This window comes from Candidatus Ornithobacterium hominis (genome assembly GCF_900538215.1).
Lineage (GTDB): Bacteria > Bacteroidota > Bacteroidia > Flavobacteriales > Weeksellaceae > Ornithobacterium > Ornithobacterium hominis.
The window spans coordinates 185,058-205,598 of sequence record NZ_UNSD01000008.1; the positions used below are offsets into that span (position 1 = coordinate 185,058).

The following is a 20,541-nucleotide window of genomic DNA, read 5'->3' on the forward strand; positions in this document are numbered from 1 at the left end:
AATTATTTGATATTTAAAGTTTAATTGCTAAAATATCAATCTATTAAAAATCAAATGATTGAATAATAAATAAAAGCCTTGAAAAAAACATTTAAAACCAAAAGGGAAAAAACGGATTTGAAATGATTAACTTTGCATTATGAATCTGAAAGAAGCTTTAAAAAATTTGGTTTTTAAAGAAATTTCTAAAATCGCAGAAGAAATGAATGCTCCTGTTTTTGTGATTGGAGGTTTTGTAAGAGATTTTTTGTTAAACCGAAGAGATAAAAAGGATGTAGACATAGTGATAGAAGGGAGTGGCATAGAATTAGCTCAAAAGATAGCTCAAAATTTACCAGGTTCCTCTAAGGTCAAAGTTTTTAAAAGATTTGGTACAGCGATGTTCCGTTACAAAGATATTGATTGGGAATTTGTTGGCGCACGCAAAGAAAGCTATAGCGAAAATAGCCGAAAACCTGCAGTAGAAAATGGAAGTATAGAAGATGATCAAATGCGCAGGGACTTCACAATCAATGCTTTGGCGATTTCGCTTAATGAAAGCAACTACGGGGAATTTATAGACCCGTTTGGCGGGTTTCAAGATTTGGAAAATAAAATTATTCGCACACCGCTAGCCCCAGAAATCACTTATTCAGACGACCCATTACGCATGATGCGCGCTATCAGGTTTGCCGCTCAGCTTGACTTTGATATTGAAGCAAAATCATTCCAAGCGATAAAAGAAAATGCGCAGCGAATGGAAATTTTGTCAAAGGAAAGAGTCATGGCTGAATTTAATAAAATTATGCTGACAAGACGGCCTTCCTACGGATTGAAATTATTGGAAAAATCAGGTTTGCTAGATTTTATTTTGCCAGAGCTTTTAGCACTCAAAGGCATTGAAGAAATAGAAGGACAAACGCACAAAGATAACTTTTGGCACACGCTAGAAGTGGTAGATAATATTAGCCAAACGACAGGAAATCTTTGGCTACGTTGGGCGGCTTTGTTACACGATATTGGCAAAGCTTCGACCAAAAAATTTGATAAAAAAATAGGTTGGACTTTTCATAATCACGAATTTGTGGGGAGTAAATTGATTCCAGGCATTTTCAGGCGTTTGAGATTGCCAATGGGGGGGGAGATGAAGTATGTGAAAAAAATGGTGATGCTCAGCTCACGCCCGATTCCGTTGATAAGCGATGAGGTGAGTGACTCAGCTCTGCGACGTCTTTTGTTTGATGCAGGAGATGATTTAGAAGATTTATTTCTGCTGTGTAAAGCGGATATCACGACCAAGAATAAGGCAAAACAGCAACGTTTTCAGCAAAATTTTGAAAAAGTAGAGCGGAAAATTACAGATTTAGAGGAAAGAGACCAAATCCGTAACTTTCAGCCACCCGTTAGTGGAGAAGATATCATGCAGCTATTCGGTATTCAGCCGTGTAGAGAGGTGGGAGTTTTAAAGAATAAAATTAAAGAAGCAATTCTAGATGGCAAAATTGAAAATGAGAGAAATGCTGCGCTAGTTTTTATGGAAAAAGAGGGGGGAGAATTAGGCTTAAAACTTGCTAAAACATATCAGAAATCGTAAAAAATGAATTTGAAAATTAGGGTTATTTTAGATGCAAAGAAAGATGTATTTCGAGACATTCAAATAAGTGGAAAACAAAATCTTTTGTCATTTCATCATATTGTAAAAGAAGCTTTTGATTTAGAAGGAGAAGAAATGGCGTCGTTCTATTTGTCTAACGAAAACTGGTTTCAGGGAAGTGAAATTCCTTTAGAAAATATCTTTGATGAAGAAGGAGGTGAGACGATGGCAAAAATTCAGCTCAATGAAGTTATGGGGCAAGTCGGGAGGCGAATGATTTATGTCTATGATTTCTTTAATATGTGGACATTTTTTTGTGAAACGATTGAACGTGATGAAAAAGAAGCAGCTACAGCGGTCGTTTATTCTTACGGTAAAATGCCAGATAAAGCCCCTGTGAAGGATACTATGGATTTCTTTATAGAGGAAAATGAGGATGAAATATCTCCAAAACGCGATGATATTTTTGATGATGATGATTTTAATGAATATTATTAAATCATGTTTACAGGAATTATAGAAAATATAGGTGAAGTTGTAGAAATTCAACAAAAAGACTCTAACGTGACGTATCGTATCCAATCTCCATTGGCACAAGAGCTCAAGATAGACCAAAGCTTAGCACACGATGGCGTTTGCTTGACTGTAGTGCGCCTATGGGAGGATGCTTATGCTGTGACGGCGATAGAAGAAACTTTGAAGCGAACAAATTTAAAAGCATATCAAGTTGGAACAAAAGTGAATTTAGAAAGAGCTCTCAAAATGAATGCTCGTCTTGATGGGCATGTGGTGCAAGGGCACGTGGACCAAGTGGGGGAAATCAAAAGCATGGAAGATAAAGACGGTAGCTGGTTGATAAATGTGGTGTATGAAGATGCTAAATTTATCACGGTAGAGAAAGGCTCTATTTGCTTGAACGGTATTAGCTTAACGATTGTAGATTCCCACGAAAATGGCTTTAGCGTAGCCATAATCCCCTACACATGGGAACACACGAACTTGAAAGATAAAAAAGTAGGCGATTTGCTAAATATTGAATTTGATATTTTAGGAAAATATGTTCAAAAATTAACCTTGAATGCGTGCTAGAGAAAGTTTTTTAGACAAGCTGTTCATTAGAGATAAAATTTATCTCGCCTTAATTTTAGTCATTGTTGTGCTCACAAGCTTATTTGGAGTTCTGATTTTTTTTTACTTTCAGTCCATTTCAAAAAATTATCATGAAAACCGCTTAGCTCGGAAAGAAAAAAACATCATAGAAACAATTGATTATCTGATTTCTGAATTTCCACAAAATGTTACAGAAGAAAATGTAAAAGATATTTTTGAAAACAACATTTATAAATATTCTGACATTAATGATATTCACATCAATATTTATGATTTAAAAGGGGAACTCTTGATAAGTTCCCAAAGTGGGAATAGCAAGGACATTCACTTTGTACCAGGAAAGGTGATGCAAATTCTAAGTCTGAAAAATGATCGTGTAGAAATGGTACAAAAATCAGGGAAAAACACATACATCAGAATTTATTCTTATTTGTATAATATTAATCATCAGCCTATTGCGATTATTAATTTACCCTATCTGCACGATGATTCTTATCAAAAAGATGAATTTTATGATTTACTTATCAAGTTTCTAGTCTTGGTATCAGTGATTATGATTGTTGGTTTAGTTATTTCGTATTGGTTGTCAAAAAGCATTGCCTCACGCCTAGATGAAATCGCCGAAAAATTAGTCAAAACTGATGTAGTGAAACTAAATCGCCCATTACAATACCGTGGCAAAGATGAAATCAGTCCGCTAGTTAATTCCTATAACAATATGTTGGTTAAACTAAACGAGCAGTCAGAACTATTGCTAAAACTCGAGCGGGAAGAAACTTGGCGAGAAGCAGCGAAGCAAGTAGCTCATGAGCTGAAAAATCCATTAACGCCAATGCGCTTGCAAATGCAGAGTTTTCAACGAAAATTTGATAAAAATTTACCCGATATAGAAGAAAGAGTAAAAGATTTCACCGAGAGTATGATTAATCAAATTGATGTCATCGATAGAATTTCTCAAGCCTTTTCAGATTATACCAAAATGCCAGTACGGAAAGACCAAAAAATAGATGTTTGTGAAGAAGTCGAGAAAACTTTAGATATATTTGATGAAGAAATGGTTAGCTTTCACAAATTAAATGAACCGATTTATATTTATTACGACCCAACTTATTTATCACGAATCGTGACTAATTTGGTCAAAAACTCGATGCAGGCCGTTCCGTTTGGCACAAAACCTCAGATAGAGGTTGCCCTAATGTCCAATCAAGAAGTTGTAATTCTAAAGATAAAAGATAATGGAACAGGGGTTAGCGATGAGGTAAAAGATAAGCTATTTGAACCTAAGTTTACAACCAAAAGTTCGGGTAGCGGCCTAGGTTTGCCAGTCGTCAAAAAAATGATAGAAGAATACAACGGAAGCATTAAATTTGAAAATAATATTGATAAAGGAGTTACATTTACCATTCAACTTCCTTTGAGAAATAAATGATTTCATGATTTATAAAACAAAAATTAAAGTGAGATGGTCAGACTTGGACGCTAATCAGCATTTAGCCAATTCTCAATTTCTAAACTTTACTTCAGCAGCTAGGATGGAAGCTTTAGAATTCTGTGGATTACCCTTGCATCGCTTATATGAACTTCACCGAGGGCCAGTCATTTTAGAAGAAAAAATCAATTATTACAAAGAAGTTATGCCTGGTCGTACTTTGATTATTCACACAGAAATTGATGGTTTTTCATCTAATGGAGTACTTTTTAGCTTCAAGCAAAATATTTATTCAGAAGAAGGTTTACACCATGCGCATGCCACTTTATTTGGATGTTGGCTCAATATGCAAGAGCGTAAAATGGCGAAGGATTTGCCCGAAGAAATGCTTGAGAGTTTAAAAAAAATTCTGTCTAAAAATGTAAGAGAGCTAAACTTTCAAGATATTAAAAAATTAAACCCCAAGCCCCAAAATATTCATTTAGAAGAATTATTATAAAAAAATAAAAAACATGTTTCAAGATAAAGACTTACAACGCACGCCACTTTCTGAAATAGGAGAATTTGGAATGATAGATCGCATTCAGTCATCATTCAAAAATACACAACCTACGACACAACTCGGGATTGGGGACGACTGCGCCATTATCGACTATGGCGAAAAAGCCATGCTGATATCTACTGACATGTTGACCGAAGGCGTTCATTTCAATTTAGCTTATGTGCCACTCAAGCATCTGGGTTATAAAGCGATAGCGAGCAGTGTAAGTGATGTTTGTGCTATGAATGCGTTGCCTCAGCAGGTTTTGGTGAGTTTTGCAGTTTCAGATCGATTTCCTGTAGAGGCCATTGACGAATTATTTGCAGGAATGCTCATCGCTTGCCAAAAATATGAAGTTGATTTGGTAGGAGGAGACACGACGGCATCCAAAGCAGGTTTAGTCATCAATGTGACGGCAATAGGTTCTTGTGATAAAGAAAAAATTGTGACTAGAAAGGGAGCTAGAGAAAATGACCTTTTGGTTGTTTCAGGAGATTTAGGTTCTGCATATTTCGGTTTACAAATTTTGGAGAGAGAAAATGAGGTGTACAAGGTCAACCCCAATGTTCAGCCCGATTTACGCCCCTACGATTATCTCATTGGTCGCCAGCTCAAGCCCGAAGCACGTTTGGATATCATAAAACTTTTAGAGAAATTAAACGTGAAACCCACGGCGATGATTGATGTTTCTGACGGATTAGCATCAGAGATTTTACACCTTTCGCAGCAGAGCAAAGTAGGCTTTACCCTTGATGAAGAAAAAATTCCGCTAGACCAGCAAGTCATTTCAGCAGGAGAAGAATTTGAGCTGAACGCTAGCATTGCAGCGCTCAATGGCGGAGAGGATTATGAATTACTCTTTACCATAAAACAAGAAGATTACGATAAAATCAAAGGCAACCCTCATTTCACAGTCATTGGTTTTGCCAATGATTTGCAGGCAGGGAATCATTTAGTGGCTCGTGGTAGTAATATTAAAATTCCTTTAACTTCGCAGGGTTGGGACGCTTTCTATCAATACCAAAAAAATGTAAAAAATGCCGAAGAAGAGTAAACTCATTTTACCACGAAAACTTTTAGTCGCTCTCTCTGGCTTTGGTTTAGCAATGTGGTTTGGCGCTTATTTCCATTGGCAAGAAAATAAAGTTGACGACATCAACTGGATGTTGATTTTTGCAGCCATTTTCACTTTAGTTTCATTAGTCGTGCTTTGGGTCGACCTCTATAGAAATCCTGATAGTAAAACGAAAATATGGCTGTTTTTCAGTCTAGGTTTACCTATTTTGATTCCGTTTTTTTACTTTATCAAACGAGAAGAATTCTAAAAATTTTTTAAGCCTTAAAAAAAAAATCATTTATTTTCTAAGCGGATGACTGCATTATTTTTTTCATCGGTGAACAAGCGGTAATTATAGCGTCGCTTGCCAGCAATGATAGTGATACGAGCAGTATTAGGTGGAATATCACCCAAATTATTTGCCACAAAAACTAACTTATTATTTTCCTTCAGATTAAGTTTAAATTGATATTCTTTAGATTCATGTGTAATTCTCACATTACCAGCTAGTAATCTATTGTTAAGGAAAATACTAACCGTATCATTATCTTCTTCGCCATAGTCTCGAATTAGCAAGGTAACTTCCTCAATATCTTTTAGCGTAATATGTGCAAGTAGACGGTTGTTACGCTCTTTTTTCTTTTCAAAAATGCTATTATCTATAACTTCGGGCAAAGAAAATTCTTTATTTTTCCCTTCTCGTTGAGATGAGGTTTTTTCATTATTACCTTCAGAAGCAGAAGATTCATTCAATTCAGGAAACTCAGACTTCTGCAACTTCATTTCTTCCTCCGTCATCGTATTGGGCGCACCAAGCGTATAGACAGTATATTTATCATCCACTTTCACATAGACGACCATATTTTTTTCATGAGGGAAATTAAAACCACGCATTTTAAATAAATGCTCAAAAGGATTACCCAAACCCCTTTTATCTTCTATTGGCGTGATGGTTTGCGTCCCCATCAGGAACTCTTTTCCGTTCTCAGTATAGTAATGTAGATGATAATCGGTAGCTTCGTGCCCAGCTGATTTATCAATCAATTCCACATCTTTCCCAGTAAAGGTTTGCGTATCAGGATTAAATTTTGCCTCTACAAAATGACGGCAAAAACCTTGATTTTCAGTATCATATGAATGTCCAGCATAAATGTTTTTTTGATTTTGAATTAAATTTAATTCAGCGTAGTAGCCGCTATCCATATTTCCGTAGATGACCCAACGCCCCGTGAGATCTTGCGCTTGGCTTAAAATTCCGATAAGTAAAAAAAATAAAAGCTTCTTCATGGAATCTAAATTTACATACTTATTGCAAAGCAATGGATAAATTAACGAATTTTAGTAATTTTACCATTAAAGAAAGTTGATTATGATTTTATCGATGACTGGCTATGGGCAAGCAGAAGCAATTCTGCAAAATAAAAAATATAGCATAGATATTAAAACCCTCAATAGCAAAAATTTAGATTTGAACATTCGGCTCAGTGCTGAACTAAGAAGCTTCGAACCCGAAATTCGCCAAGCAGTGGCAGATAAATTGAAGCGGGGGAAAATAGACGTTTTTATAAACAATAGCATTGTGAACACACTCTCTGCTACAGAAATCAATGAAAATTTAATTTTGGCGTTTGTGCAGAAATTTAAAGCGATGATGCCTGAAATTGATGAAAATACCGCTTTTCAACAAGCTATGCGAATGCCAGATGTGATTACTTCACCCAATATTGAATTCAGTGAAGTCGAAATTCAAAAATTTTTTAAAGCCTTAGAAAATGCACTCGAAAATGTGATCTCCTTTAGAGAAAAAGAAGGCTTAGAATTACAAAAAGATTTTAAAATTAGAATTGAGAAAATTCAAAAACTGAATCAAAAAACAGAAGAATTTGAAGGAGAAAGAATTCAAGGAATTCGCGAAAGAATGACTGCCGCGATAGAAAAAGTAGAAGGCGCAGACCACAGCCGATTGGAACAAGAGTTGATCTATTATTTAGAAAAACTAGATGTGACAGAAGAAAAAGTCCGCTTGGCAAACCATTGCAACTATTTTCTAGAAACGCTAAATTTACCCGAAAGTAACGGGAAGAAATTAAACTTCATTTTGCAAGAAATCGGGCGAGAAATAAACACCCTAGGTTCAAAATCAAATCATGCCGAAATGCAAAAAATAGTGGTGGAAATGAAAGATGAATTGGAGAAAATAAAAGAGCAAATTCTAAATATTTTGTAAATGAGAAATGGAGATAACACGGGGAAAATGATAATTTTTTCGGCACCAAGTGGCTCTGGGAAAACGACATTAGTTCGCCATTTGCTCGACCAAAGAAATGATTTAGAATTTTCTGTTTCCTGCACCACAAGACCACCAAGAGGGCTGGAAAAACACGGGATTGATTATTATTTTCTAAGCACAGAAGAATTTAAAAAATGCATAGAAAATGAAGATTTTGCTGAATGGGAAGAAGTCTATAGCGAGCGATTTTACGGCACACCACATAGTGAAATCGAGCGGATTTGGCGCAAGGGGAAAAACGTGATTTTTGATACAGATGTGGTAGGTGGCATTAATTTGAAGAAAAAATTCAGAGAGAAAGCCCTTTCGATTTTTGTAAAACCACCCGATTTAGAAACCTTGGGGAAAAGACTTTCTGCCCGAAACACCGATTCGCCCGAGGATTTAAAAATCAGAATAGATAAAGCAGCTAAGGAATTGACTTACCAAGATCAATTTGATTGTGTGATTGTAAACGATGATTTAGACGCAGCTAAAAAAGAAATTGAAAATAAAATTGAAAAATTTCTAAAGCCTTAGAATATCTATTAAAAAAAATTAAACAGAATCTCAAAAATGCTAGACCAATATCGCCTACTTTCTACCATTGATAATCCACAAGATTTGAAAAAGCTGAACGCTCAAGTTTTGCCAAAATTGGCTGCGGAAATCAGAGATTACATTTTGAATGTAGTGGCGTTGAAGAAAGGGCATTTGGGAGCAAGTCTAGGCGTGACGGAACTGAGCATTGCTCTACATTATTACCTCAATACCCCGCAAGATATTCTGCTGTGGGATGTAGGGCATCAATCTTATGTACACAAAATTTTGACGGGTAGAAAAGAAAAATTTCTCAATCTAAGGCAAAAAAATGAAATTTCAGGATTCCCTGTTCGGGAGGAAAGCGAGTACGATTGCTTTGGCGTAGGGCATTCGTCTACCACAATTTCTGCACTCACGGGAATAGCCTTGGCAGATAAATTAAAAGATATTGAAAGAAAAAGGTTTGCCGTCATCGGCGATGCGTCTATCGCCAGTGGAATGGCGCTAGAAGGCTTGAACCATTTGGGAGACACCGATTTGGATGTTACAGTAATTTTAAACGATAATAATATTGGGATAGACCACGCAACGGGTGCGCTCAAAAATTATTTCAACCAGTTGGGAGTGCAAGGCGATACTTTTTTTTCCGATTTAGGATTTCATTACCAAGGAGTAGTAAACGGACACGATTTCTCTGAAATTTTTAAAGCCTTCAAAAAAATTGAAAAAATATCTAGGCCAAAAATCTTACACATCAGGACAATAAAAGGCAAGGGCTATGCACAAGCAGAGCAAGACCAAGTAGCTTGGCATGCACCAGGGAAGTTCAATAAAATTTCGGGCGAGAGAGAAATTCAAACGCAAAAGGAAACTTACCCTGACTTGGCAGGTAAAACGCTGCATCGAGTTTTTGAGAAAAATAAAAAAGCAGTGGCAATTTCTCCCGCAATGCTAAGTGGCAGCAGCTTGATGGAACTCAAAGAGAAATTCCCTGATAGAGTTTGGGATGTAGGAATAGCAGAGCAGCATGCTGTGACGCTTTCGGCAGGATTGGCATCGCAAGGCATGGTGCCTTATTGCGTGATTTACAGTACTTTTTTGCAACGCGCTTACGACCAATTAATTCATGATGTGGCATTGCAAGAGTTGCCCGTCATTTTTTTAATCGACCGTGCCGGATTAGTGGGCAGTGATGGAGCCACGCACCACGGCTATTTTGATATTTCTTTTCTCAATGCCATTCCACAGATGATTTTAGCCGCCCCTTTGGACGCTACAGAATTAGAAAGTATGATTCAGAAAGCACCGCTATTCAATCAACCAGTCGCTATTCGATATGCAAAAACATCGGCAGAAACATTCTTCAAAGAAGAGCAATTAAAATTTTTTAAGGCTCGAGAAATTCTAAATGGGGAGAGAATGGTAATCTTATCCACAGGCAGCATTGGGCTACAAATTTTTAAAGCCTTGAAAAAATTAAACAAAAATATTGGTTGGGTTCATTTCCCATTTATTAAACCTCTAGATGAAGTGAAGTTGGCAGCCGTTTTTAAGAAATATAACCGAATTTTAACCTATGAGGAGGGCGTAAAACCTGGTGGATTTGGCATGAGCTGCTTGGCGAAAGCCAATGAAATGAGCTGGAAGGGGAAAATGGAAATTTGTGCCTTCCCTTCAGATTTCATCTCACACGCTTCTATTTCAGAACAAATGGAAGATTTAGGCTTTTCGGTAGAAGGAATCATCAAAAAAGTAGAAAAATTATTTTTAGAAAATTAAATTCTCTGATTTTTTTTAAGGCTTAAAAAATTAAGTTTTCCATTCGTGTAACCTTGAATGGAAGTAAGCTTCATCTCGCTGGATTTGATTTTTTAAGGCTTCAGCATTTTTAAACTTTTTTTCTCCACGAATGAAACATAAGATGTCGGCTTTTACGGTTTCGTCATAAACCTCACCATCAAAATCAAGCAAATAAACTTCGACCCGTTGTTCCTTGAAATCAAAAGTTGGGCTCTTACCAATATTCATTAGCCCAAAAAACAATTGATTTTGGAGTTCTACACGCACACCATAAACACCGTCTGCGGGTAAAAGTTTATCTTTAGAGAAAGCCATATTTATAGTTGGGAAACCTAATTTTCGACCTATTTTATACCCATGAATAACTTTACCAGTAATGGGGTAGAAATGCCCTAGAGCTTCTGTCACGTAGTCAATATCACTGGCTAGTAGCGCATTTCTGATTTTGGTGGAACTGATGGGGAGATCATTTTCGAGCACGGCAGAAAGTTGAAGCGCTTGGAAGTTATACAAATCTGCTAATTCCTCCAATTGCTGGAAGTCTCCCATTCTATTGCGCCCGAAGTGGTGGTCGTACCCCACCAAGAGCGTATGAATTTGCAAATGATTGACGAGATAATCTCGCACAAATTCCACAGCGCTAAGCCGTGAAAACTCTATGGTAAACGGGTGAATAATGGCGTAATCTAAATGATATTGGCAGAGCAAGTCTAATTTTTCTTCTAAAGTAGATAGCAGTTTTAGCTCGCCATCGGGTTGCAGCACTTGGCGTGGATGCGGTGCAAAGCTCAAAAGAGCAGAATGCCCCCCAGTTTCTTCTGCGTAGCGGTTGAGCTGCTGTATGATGGACTGATGCCCTCTGTGTACACCATCAAACATGCCAATGGTAAGAATAAGTTTTTTGCTGGGATTCAGTGGATGAATGCCGTGGATTATTTCCATTCCAAGAACTTTCTGCAAAGTTATCATTTATAAATTTAAACAAGCCCTTAAAAAAAGAAAACTGGCTTTTGAAATACTAAAAGTTAAAAAAATAAATAAAGAGAAGTTTTTTCGTGAAAAAATCCTTTATATTTGCAGAAATATAGATATTCATATTTCATTAATATAAATTAAAACATGGCACAAAATACAGGTAAAATTTCACAGATTATCGGGCCGGTAATTGATGTTGTTTTTGATAACGATCAAGGTTTACCCCAAATTTACGACTCATTAGAAATTAATAGAGAAGGGGAGTTGCCACTCGTGCTAGAAGTGGAACAGCACATTGGTGAAGATACTGTTCGTTGCATTTCAATGGACGGTACAGACGGGTTGAAACGGGGGCAAGAGGTGATAGCAACGGGGAATCCGATTACGATGCCAACGGGAGACGCCATCAGAGGTCGTCTTTTTAACGTAACAGGAAACGCGATAGATGGGTTAGGTAATATTTCTAAAGAAAATGGTTTGCCGATTCACCGTCCAGCACCTAAATTTGAAGATTTATCTGTATCGTCAGAAGTTCTATTTACTGGAATTAAAGTAATCGACTTGATTGAACCTTACACCAAAGGAGGTAAAATTGGATTGTTTGGTGGAGCGGGTGTAGGTAAAACTGTATTAATTCAAGAGTTGATTAATAACATTGCTAAAGGGCACGGAGGTTTATCTGTTTTTGCTGGTGTTGGTGAGAGAACACGCGAGGGGAATGATTTATTGCGAGAAATGCTAGAAGCAGGAATTATACGCTATGGTGATGATTTCATGCATTCGATGGAAGAAGGTGGGTGGAATTTAGATGCCGTAGATAGAGAATTATTAAAAGATTCTAAAGCTTCATTTGTATTTGGGCAGATGAATGAGCCTCCAGGGGCACGTGCACGAGTGGCGCTTTCAGGTTTGACTTTAGCAGAATATTACCGAGACGGAGAAGGCCAAGGGCAAGGCCGTGATGTTTTATTCTTTGTAGATAATATATTCCGATTCACACAGGCAGGTTCAGAGGTGTCTGCACTTTTAGGGCGTATGCCTTCAGCAGTAGGTTATCAGCCGACTTTAGCAACAGAAATGGGAGCGATGCAAGAGAGGATTACTTCAACCAAAAATGGCTCAATTACATCTGTTCAGGCCGTTTACGTTCCAGCAGATGACTTGACAGACCCAGCACCAGCGACGACTTTTGCTCACTTGGATGCTACTACGGTACTTTCTCGTAAAATTGCTTCTTTGGGTATTTACCCCGCGGTAGACCCACTAGATTCGACTTCTAGAATTTTATCGCCAGATGTGGTAGGGAAAGAACATTATGAATGTGCACAGCGTGTGAAAGAAATCTTACAACGCTACAAAGCTTTGCAAGACATTATTGCAATTTTGGGAATGGAAGAATTGTCAGAAGAAGATAAGTTGGTAGTTCACAGAGCTCGTCGTGTTCAGCGTTTCCTTTCTCAGCCATTCCACGTGGCAGAACAGTTTACAGGGATTCCAGGTGTTTTGGTAGATATAAAAGATACCATCAAAGGGTTCAACATGATTATGGACGGGGAAGTAGATAAATATCCTGAATCAGCCTTTAACTTAAAAGGAACCATTGAAGAAGCAATAGAAGCAGGAGAAAAAATGTTAGCAGAAGCAGAATAAAATGAGCATTCAATTACAAATCATTACTCCAGAATACATTATCTATGAGGGTGAAGTAGAAGCCGTCACAGTTCCTGGCAAGGGAGGTAAATTCCAAATGCTAGAAAACCATGCGCCAATTGTAGCCAGTCTAGAGAATGGAACGGTAAGAATTAAAGCAACAAAAGAAGCAAAATTTAAGCATAAAAAGCTCAAAAAAGCAGAAGAAAATTGTTGGGATTTAGAAGTAACTGGTGGTGTGATGGAGTTGCAAAATAACTTTTTAACCATCTTGCCAGACTGATTTTTATAGCAAGTGTACAAAATCTTATAAGCCTTTATTTTTTTGAAGAAATAAAGGCTTTTTTGATTTTTTCAAACCTTGATAAATTTGATAGATAATGATAAGTTTTTATGACTAAACTTTTCTGAAGTGAAAACTTTGCAACGAGCACACCGCTATTTTTCATAAATAAAAAAATAAGGCTTAATTTTTTTAAGCCTTAAAAAAAATTAAATATAAAATTTAAATAGAATCTAAGCCTTTTTCACAAATTCAGACTTTAACCCCATCTTCCCAAAACCATCAATTTTGCAATCAATATCGTGGTCGCCATCCACAATCCTGATGTTTTTAACTTTAGTTCCTGCCTTCACGGGTTTTGGAGCACCTTTCACAGGCAAATCTTTGATGACGATCACATCATCACCATCTTGAAGTTCGTTTCCGTTGGCATCAAAAGTTTTCCCAGCATTAGCCTTTTCGGCAGCAACTTCATCTGGATTCCATTCGTGGAAACATTGTGTACACACCATCATTGGTGGATTTTCATACGTGTATTCAGAGCCACATTTTGGGCAATTTACTAATTCACTCATTGTTTATTATTTTTAATTTTTTTTTGTTAAATAAAATACGGTATCAATAAAATATAAAGCACCAAATTCCATCAATCATTTTCTTCATACAAATATTCTAAAACTAAACCTAATTCATTAGGTATAAAATTATGATATTGGACAATTCATACTTTAGATTATTTTTCACAATTTAATATATAATATCTTTTTTTTCAGGTTTAATTTTTTGAATTTAAAGATTTATTTACACATTAAATCTAAAGTGCATAATATCACCATCTTGAACGATGTACTCTTTCCCCTCAATGCTTAATTTCCCAGCTTCTCTGGCTTTACTTTCAGAGCCATATTGTTCATAATCAGAGAAATGTATAACTTCTGCACGGATGAATCCTTTTTCAAAATCAGAATGAATCACACCCGCTGCTTGTGGTGCTGTATCACCTTTGTGAATCGTCCAAGCACGCACTTCTTTTACCCCAGCGGTGAAGTAAGTTTGAAGATTTAAAAGTTTATAAGCTGTTCTAATCAAGCGATTTACCCCAGGCTCATCCAAGCCTAATTCATCCAAAAACATCTGGCGTTCATCATAAGTTTCAAGCTCCATAATGTCAGCTTCTATTTGTGCTGCAAGCATAATTACCAAAGCATTTTCATTTTTCACGGCTTCTTTTACCTGTTCTACCAAATCATTTCCAGACTTTACCGACGCTTCATCTACATTGCACACATACAAAACAGGTTTTGCCGTCAGCAAATGCAAGTCATCAAAAATTTCTTGTTGAGCTTCAGCCCACTCCAATTGGCGGGTATTTTTTCCTTCTTCCAGATGCTTTAACGTGATTTCATAAACTTCTGCTGCAATTTTCGCATCTTTATCGCCAGTTTTGGCTTGTTTTTTAATTTTTTCTAATCTTTTTTCTACCGTTTCCAAATCCTTTAATTGCAATTCGGTATCAATAATTTCTTTATCACGAATCGGGTTCACATTGCCTTCCACGTGGGTAATATTATCATTTTCAAAACAACGCAAGACGTGAATAATTGCTTGGCATTCACGGATATTTGCTAAAAATTGATTTCCTAAGCCCTCACCTTTACTTGCACCTTTCACCAGACCTGCAATATCTACAATTTCTACATTGGCAGGGACGACACGCTCTGGATTGACGAATTTTTCTAAAACCGCCAAACGATTATCTGGCACCTGCACAACGCCCAAGTTAGGTTCTATCGTACAAAACGGATAATTGGCTGATTGCGCTTTAGCACTTGATAAACTGTTAAATAAAGTTGATTTTCCAACGTTGGGCAATCCTACGATTCCACACTTCATATCATTGTTTTTGATTGCCGCAAATATAGTGTTTATTAAATTTTTAATCTAAAATCAATCTTTATAATTTAAATTTCATTAAACTTTCCTTAAATGAATAAGTCATTAAATATTTTTCTATTCTTTCGTTATAATTAACTTTTTAAATCTTATAAAATAATTAAATACTCTCTTTTTGTTACTTTTTTTAAGTTTTGTTAATGCTCAAAATATCATACTTTGAGAATTTGACTGAAAATGATGCATTTAAGCAAACTCAAAACTTGGCTTAATTAGCAAAGCCTGTGACCTCGAAAAAAACTGCATAGGCTAAGTCAATTTTTTTTAAAGCCTTCAAAAAAAATAAAAATCTTTGATTCATATAAAATCAATACTTTTGCATTAAATTCTATGTACATGTCAAACATTGTTGCCATCGTAGGGCGTCCCAACGTAGGGAAATCCACTTTATTCAACCGCCTACTCCAGAAGAGAGAAGCCATTGTAGATAGCGTATCAGGCGTTACGCGAGACCGCCACTACGGCAAATCTGACTGGAACGGACGAGACTTTACCGTGATAGATACTGGCGGGTACATTGAGGGTTCTGACGACGTCTTCGAAGGTGAAATTCGTAAACAAGTCGAATTAGCCATTCAAGAAGCGACCGTCATTATTTTTGTAGTTGACAATCAAGTGGGCGTAACTTCTATGGACAAAAGAGTGGCGCTTCTCCTTCATCAGAAAACGAATAAACCTGTTTTTTTGGTAGTGAACAAAGTTGATAGCAACAAAAACCGAATGGATGCCGTAGAATTTTATGAACTTGGTTTCTCAGAATATTACACGATTTCAGCCATTCAAGGTTCGGGAACAGGTGATTTGTTAGATGCCATTGTAGAAAAATTCCCAGAAGAAAAACATCAAGATCCGTTTGACGGTTTGCCTAAAATTACTATTGCCGGGCGACCCAATGCCGGGAAATCGACTTTTACCAATGCTTTGCTGGGTGAAGAACGTAATATCGTGACAGATATTGCGGGGACAACACGTGATTCTATAGAAACTTTGTATAACAAATTTGGGCATGAATTTGTGCTGATAGACACTGCTGGAATGCGCAAAAAAAGTAAAGTAGAAGAAGATTTAGAATTCTACGCTGTGATGCGTGCCATCCGTGCGATTGAAGATAGTGATGTCGTCATCTTAATGATTGATGCCGAAAGAGGAGTGGAATCGCAAGACATGAAAATCTTTAATTTAGCTCAAAAAAATCGAAAAGGCATCGTTATTTTGATTAATAAATGGGATTTGGTGGAAAAAGAAACCAATACCATGCGAGATATGGAGAAAATGATTAAACAAAAAATTTCTCCTTTCACAGACGTGCCGATTTTATTCATTTCTGCACTCAGCAAACAGCGTATACACAAGACGGTAGAAGTGGTGATGGAAGTCTACCAAAACAGATCTAAAAGAATCAAAACCAGTCAACTCAATGAGTGGCTGCTCCCGCTAGTGAAAACCAGCCCACCACCTGCGGTGAAGGGAAAGTACATCAAAATCAAATACATTACACAATTACCGACCAAGACACCACAATTTGCACTATTTTGTAATTTACCACAATATGTGCGAGACCCTTACAAGCGATTTGTAGAAAATAAATTAAGGGAGAAATTCAACTTCTCGGGCGTGCCGATTCAAATTTATTTCAGAAAAAAATAATTCTCCTAAGATAAAAACCAAAAAACACCAATTCTCAAAAATTTCTAAAGCCTTTAAAAAAAATCCTCTGTCTCAAAAAAAACAGCAAAAATTTAATTAAGAGAAGAATAAATCAATAAAATATTAACCAAAAAAAATAAAACAAATGAAGAAATTATTACTTTCTTTTGTTGTATTGACAGGGGTCTTAGCCACCGCTCAGGTGGGCATTAACACAGAAGAGCCACAAGCCATGCTAGACATCAGCGCAAAAGACAACCAAAAAGGAGATTTGCGCATACAAGATGTTGATAGATTATACGGAGTTGAGTGGATTCTGACTTGGGATGAAAAAGACAAAAAGGTAAGAAAAATGTCGATTAAAGACATAGAGTGGGAGATAAAAAATAAAGAGAAAACTAATTACATTAAGAGTGCGGTAGAAAATCCAAATGAGGTCATAGAAAAGATAAGAAAATGCCCTGAAGATAGATTAGTATATGATAAATTATTTGGGAAAGATAATGGCAAGTATGATTTTGTGTATTGCGCTACAACTGTAACTGGTAAAGTGAACGATAAAGAATACAATAGAACATGGCTCAACCTCAACCTTGGAGCAGAATACGCCAACATCCATAGTCCTGATTTTAACCCTACCGTTAGTGAAACAGGCGCAGCTATCCACGACGACATTAATTTTTATGGTTCATATTACCAATGGCAGAGAGCGAGTGATGGGCATGAGTTTAAGAATCCGAAAACTACCCCTGACAAAGCCCAAAGTTGGACAGTCACAGGCGAAGCAGCAGGGAAGTTTATTACTGGAAGCTATAACTGGGCAAAGAATGGTGAAAAAGCATCAGATTTAGAATTACAGTTGTGGCAAGTAGGAGGCGTTAATAACCCTTGCCCGTCAGGTTACCATGTTCCGACTTTTCAGGAGTGGCAGCAATTTCATCAGGCTGTAACGGGTAGCACTTCTTCTGCTTCTACTAATCAAATGTGGACACAGAAGAAGTTGCCAAACCTTGCAGCTGCTGGCTACCGTAGCCATAACGATGGTTCACTGCGTAACGATCGTTCTGACGGGTACTACAGGAGTAGCTCTGCTGTCACTTATACCCAGAATGCAATAGTGCACTTCGGCAGTGAAGAGGGCGTTATTGAAGTATATAACCATCGAGCTGACGGGGGCAGCGTGCGTTGTATTCGAAGTAATGAATATGTGGGAGATTTTGGTTAATGGCTTGAGACATGGGATGGTTTAATCTTAAAAAAAAACATAAGCATGAAAGTAAATCGTGTTTATGTTTTTTCATTTTATAATGTTTTTAAAAAAGTTTGGAAGAAATAATTCCTTAAAACAAATGAAAATTTTTTAAGCCTTAAAAAAAATAGAATCTGATAAAAGTCATGTTTTTTTTAAATAAAATATTAAAATTTTCACTTTACATTTGCACTTCTAATTATTTATACTTAGACTAAATAAGTAAAATTAAAACATGACTAAAAGAAATATTTCAGCTGTTTGTTTATACATTGTCTGTTCTTGCCTTTATGCTCAAGAGGAGGAAAAAACTAAAACAGATTCTACTACAATAGTGCTCAAGGAGTTGGTGATTTCGTCTCGCCAAATGTTGGGCAGTAAGTTTGAGGCTCAGAATCGTGTAGGCTCGGCTTACTATATTTCACCCGAGGATTTGCAGAGGTTTGGGTATACAGACATCAATCGGGTATTGCAAGAAGTGCCAGGGGTAAATGTATATGAAGAAGATGGCTACGGGCTCCGCCCCAATATCAGTTTGCGAGGCACAAAGGCAGAGCGAAGTGCCAAAATCACGCTGATGGAAGACGGTGTATTGGTAGCTCCTGCGCCTTATTCAGCGCCAGCGGCGTATTACTTCCCCAATATTTCACGAATGAGTGCGGTAGAAGTTTTGAAAGGGAGCAGCCAAGTGCAGTATGGGCCCTTCACAACGGGGGGGGCAATCAATTTAGTTTCAAGCGATATTCCAAAGAGTTTTAAAGCTAAATTAAATGCAACTTACGGAACAAATAATACTTACAAAGGCCACATCAATATAGGAGACCGCTTCCAGAATTTTGGTTATATGGTAGAATATTTGAGAAACCAATCTGATGGGTTTAAGCGTTTTGAAAATGGTAAAAAAGCGGGATTTAAAAGAAATGATGTAGTCGCAAAGTTGATGACGAAGACTGCGGATAATAAGCATTCTTTTGAACTTAAATTTGGCTTCGCTGATGAGAATTCTGATGAAACATACGTAGGGCTTTCTCAGCAGGATTTTGAGAGGAATCCGTATTTACGCTATGCGGGCTCTGGTGTGGATAATATGAAAACAGAGCACGCTCAGTGGGTGGGTTCTTATACGTTTAAACCATCAAATTATTTTGTTGTATCTACGCAGGTGTATAAAGCTAATTTTAATAGAAATTGGTATAAATTAAATGATATAAAAGCAGGCGTCGGCAAAAATGAAAAACGTTCTATCTATGATGTTTTGGTAGACCCCACCACTAATCAGGATTATTTTGATATTCTAACGGGTAAGAAAGATTATGTAGGAGAATCATTAATTGTGAGAGCCAATAATAGAAAATACCTGTCGCAAGGTGCACAAACCAAAATTGATTATCACTTTAATATCAATGATTTAAGATTTGATGCGGAGCTTGGCCTTCGCTATCATGAAGATAATGAAAAAAGATTCCAATGGGATGATTCTTACGCCATGGAAGGTGGTAAAATGAAGCTTTTTTTGCCAGGAATCCATGGAACACAAGCCAACAGATTGACCTCGGCTAAAGCCTTTGCTTCGTATTTTTTGGGGAAAGTTAAGTATAATTCTTTACTGATTTCTGCGGGATTGAGGTATGAGGACATTGATTTACTCAAAAAAGATTTTGGAAAAAATGACATCAAAAGTACAGGAAAAGACCGTATAGAATCTAAAAATCAAGCACGAGTTTTGATTCCGAGTTTTGGAGTAAATTATAAAATTACGCCAGAAATTTCGGTGTTTTCTGGGATTCACAAAGGATTTTCCCCGCCAAGTGCTGGCAATGCTCAAAAGCCTGAAAATAGTACCAATATAGAGTTGGGTACAAGATTGAATTTTAATAGATTGAGGCTGGAATTAGTCGGTTTCCGAAATGATTATACGAATATGCTGGGAAGCGATTTGGCAGCAGCGGGTGGAACTGGAACTTTAGAGCAGTTTGATGTAGGCGAGGCGTTAGTGCGTGGAGCTGAATTTATTCTTCAGTATCAGCCTGTGCCAGAGCGTTTTGTTTTGAAGATTCCAATCGCTGTTTCTTATACTTACACCGATACCGAAATTCAAAATACGTTTCAGGAGGGAAGCTGGGGAAGAGTCTTTGAGGGAGATGAAATTCCATATATTAATAGGCACAGCTTAAATACAACTATAGGCTTGGAATATAAAGGATTTGAACTTAATTTAAGTGCTCGCCACAATGATGATATGCGTACGACGCCAGGAAAGGGAAAAATAGCTGAACGCCTGAAAATTCCTGCACATACGATATTTGATGCTTCTGCCAAAGCTAAAATCAATTCTAACATTGCTGTAACAGTAAATGCCATTAATATTACAAATAAGAAATACTTAGTCTCTAGGCATCCGTCAGGATTACGGCCAGGGCACCCATTCGGAATATTTTCTGGCATAAATATCAGTTTTTAAA

At 37.0% G+C, this 20,541-nt stretch carries 19 protein-coding genes; 15 read left to right on the forward strand and 4 right to left on the reverse strand.

Translation table 11 applies throughout. The features are described from left to right. Positions 1 to 139 precede the first annotated feature (139 nt). The 7 genes from D5J18_RS07625 to D5J18_RS07655 are packed head-to-tail and all read left to right on the forward strand — an operon-like array spanning position 140 to position 5,978. The gene (locus D5J18_RS07625) at positions 140 to 1,573 is read left to right on the forward strand and encodes a CCA tRNA nucleotidyltransferase (protein WP_119058406.1); all 1,434 of its coding nucleotides are present in this window, start codon (positions 140 to 142) and stop codon (positions 1,571 to 1,573) included. A gap of 3 nt (positions 1,574 to 1,576) precedes the next feature. Then, positions 1,577 to 2,071 (forward strand): IS1096 element passenger TnpR family protein, encoded by a 495-nt coding sequence (locus D5J18_RS07630; RefSeq protein ID WP_119058407.1) that lies wholly within the window; start codon positions 1,577 to 1,579, stop codon positions 2,069 to 2,071. A gap of 3 nt (positions 2,072 to 2,074) precedes the next feature. Then, positions 2,075 to 2,662 (forward strand): riboflavin synthase, encoded by a 588-nt coding sequence (locus tag D5J18_RS07635; RefSeq protein WP_119058408.1) that lies wholly within the window; start codon positions 2,075 to 2,077, stop codon positions 2,660 to 2,662. Next, positions 2,652 to 4,112 (forward strand): sensor histidine kinase, encoded by a 1,461-nt coding sequence (locus tag D5J18_RS07640; RefSeq protein ID WP_119058409.1) that lies wholly within the window; start codon positions 2,652 to 2,654, stop codon positions 4,110 to 4,112. The genes D5J18_RS07635 and D5J18_RS07640 overlap by 11 nt, the downstream gene beginning before the upstream one ends. A gap of 4 nt (positions 4,113 to 4,116) precedes the next feature. Then, positions 4,117 to 4,611, forward strand: coding sequence for an acyl-CoA thioesterase (locus tag D5J18_RS07645; RefSeq protein ID WP_119058410.1), 495 nt, complete (start codon positions 4,117 to 4,119; stop codon positions 4,609 to 4,611). Positions 4,612 to 4,624: 13 nt separating this feature from the next. Then, a complete protein-coding gene (gene thiL / locus D5J18_RS07650; protein WP_119058411.1) occupies positions 4,625 to 5,707 on the forward strand; it encodes a thiamine-phosphate kinase in 1,083 nt (360 codons plus the stop codon). After that, positions 5,691 to 5,978 (forward strand): hypothetical protein, encoded by a 288-nt coding sequence (locus D5J18_RS07655; RefSeq protein ID WP_119058412.1) that lies wholly within the window; start codon positions 5,691 to 5,693, stop codon positions 5,976 to 5,978. Before thiL ends, D5J18_RS07655 begins: the two co-directional genes overlap by 17 nt. Before the next feature lie 26 nt (positions 5,979 to 6,004). Here the strand turns inward: D5J18_RS07655 and D5J18_RS07660 are convergent, their stop codons facing one another. Further along, positions 6,005 to 6,997, reverse strand: a complete 993-nt coding sequence (locus tag D5J18_RS07660) for a hypothetical protein (protein ID WP_119058413.1) — start codon at positions 6,995 to 6,997, stop codon at positions 6,005 to 6,007. Positions 6,998 to 7,079: 82 nt separating this feature from the next. Between D5J18_RS07660 and D5J18_RS07665 the strand changes: the two genes are divergently transcribed. The 3 genes from D5J18_RS07665 to D5J18_RS07675 are packed head-to-tail and all read left to right on the forward strand — an operon-like array spanning position 7,080 to position 10,301. After that, a complete protein-coding gene (locus D5J18_RS07665) occupies positions 7,080 to 7,937 on the forward strand; it encodes a YicC/YloC family endoribonuclease (protein WP_119058414.1) in 858 nt (285 codons plus the stop codon). After that, positions 7,938 to 8,519 (forward strand): guanylate kinase, encoded by a 582-nt coding sequence (gene gmk / locus D5J18_RS07670; protein WP_119058415.1) that lies wholly within the window; start codon positions 7,938 to 7,940, stop codon positions 8,517 to 8,519. Positions 8,520 to 8,555: 36 nt separating this feature from the next. Next, positions 8,556 to 10,301: a 1-deoxy-D-xylulose-5-phosphate synthase gene (locus D5J18_RS07675; protein WP_119058416.1), complete on the forward strand. Its 1,746-nt coding sequence runs from the start codon at positions 8,556 to 8,558 to the stop codon at positions 10,299 to 10,301. Positions 10,302 to 10,331: 30 nt separating this feature from the next. Here D5J18_RS07675 and D5J18_RS07680 read toward each other — a convergent pair whose 3' ends face one another. Then, complete coding sequence (locus D5J18_RS07680; protein ID WP_260377575.1) at positions 10,332 to 11,282, reverse strand: bifunctional riboflavin kinase/FAD synthetase; 951 nt, start codon at positions 11,280 to 11,282, stop codon at positions 10,332 to 10,334. Positions 11,283 to 11,441: 159 nt separating this feature from the next. Between D5J18_RS07680 and atpD the strand changes: the two genes are divergently transcribed. Next, positions 11,442 to 12,947 carry a F0F1 ATP synthase subunit beta gene (gene atpD, locus D5J18_RS07685; protein WP_119058418.1) on the forward strand — a complete coding sequence of 502 codons (1,506 nt, stop codon included), beginning with the start codon at positions 11,442 to 11,444 and terminating at the stop codon, positions 12,945 to 12,947. A 1-nt stretch (position 12,948) separates the two neighbouring features. Next, positions 12,949 to 13,230, forward strand: a complete 282-nt coding sequence (locus D5J18_RS07690; protein ID WP_221407276.1) for a hypothetical protein — start codon at positions 12,949 to 12,951, stop codon at positions 13,228 to 13,230. 233 nt (positions 13,231 to 13,463) lie between these two features. Here D5J18_RS07690 and D5J18_RS07695 read toward each other — a convergent pair whose 3' ends face one another. Together D5J18_RS07695 and ychF are read right to left on the reverse strand one after the other, a co-directional pair. Next, positions 13,464 to 13,805 (reverse strand): zinc ribbon domain-containing protein YjdM, encoded by a 342-nt coding sequence (locus D5J18_RS07695; RefSeq protein ID WP_119058419.1) that lies wholly within the window; start codon positions 13,803 to 13,805, stop codon positions 13,464 to 13,466. A 226-nt stretch (positions 13,806 to 14,031) separates the two neighbouring features. Beyond that, positions 14,032 to 15,123: a redox-regulated ATPase YchF gene (gene ychF / locus D5J18_RS07700; RefSeq protein ID WP_119058420.1), complete on the reverse strand. Its 1,092-nt coding sequence runs from the start codon at positions 15,121 to 15,123 to the stop codon at positions 14,032 to 14,034. 396 nt (positions 15,124 to 15,519) lie between these two features. Between ychF and der the strand changes: the two genes are divergently transcribed. The 3 genes from der to D5J18_RS07715 all read left to right on the forward strand — a co-directional run bounded on the left by der (position 15,520) and on the right by D5J18_RS07715 (position 20,540). After that, on the forward strand, positions 15,520 to 16,830 hold the full coding sequence (gene der, locus D5J18_RS07705; protein WP_119058421.1) for a ribosome biogenesis GTPase Der: 1,311 nt from the start codon (positions 15,520 to 15,522) through the stop codon (positions 16,828 to 16,830). Positions 16,831 to 16,975: 145 nt separating this feature from the next. Further along, positions 16,976 to 18,055, forward strand: coding sequence for an FISUMP domain-containing protein (locus tag D5J18_RS07710; protein ID WP_119058422.1), 1,080 nt, complete (start codon positions 16,976 to 16,978; stop codon positions 18,053 to 18,055). A gap of 259 nt (positions 18,056 to 18,314) precedes the next feature. Next, complete coding sequence (locus tag D5J18_RS07715; protein WP_119058423.1) at positions 18,315 to 20,540, forward strand: TonB-dependent receptor family protein; 2,226 nt, start codon at positions 18,315 to 18,317, stop codon at positions 20,538 to 20,540. Position 20,541: the final 1 nt, after the last annotated feature.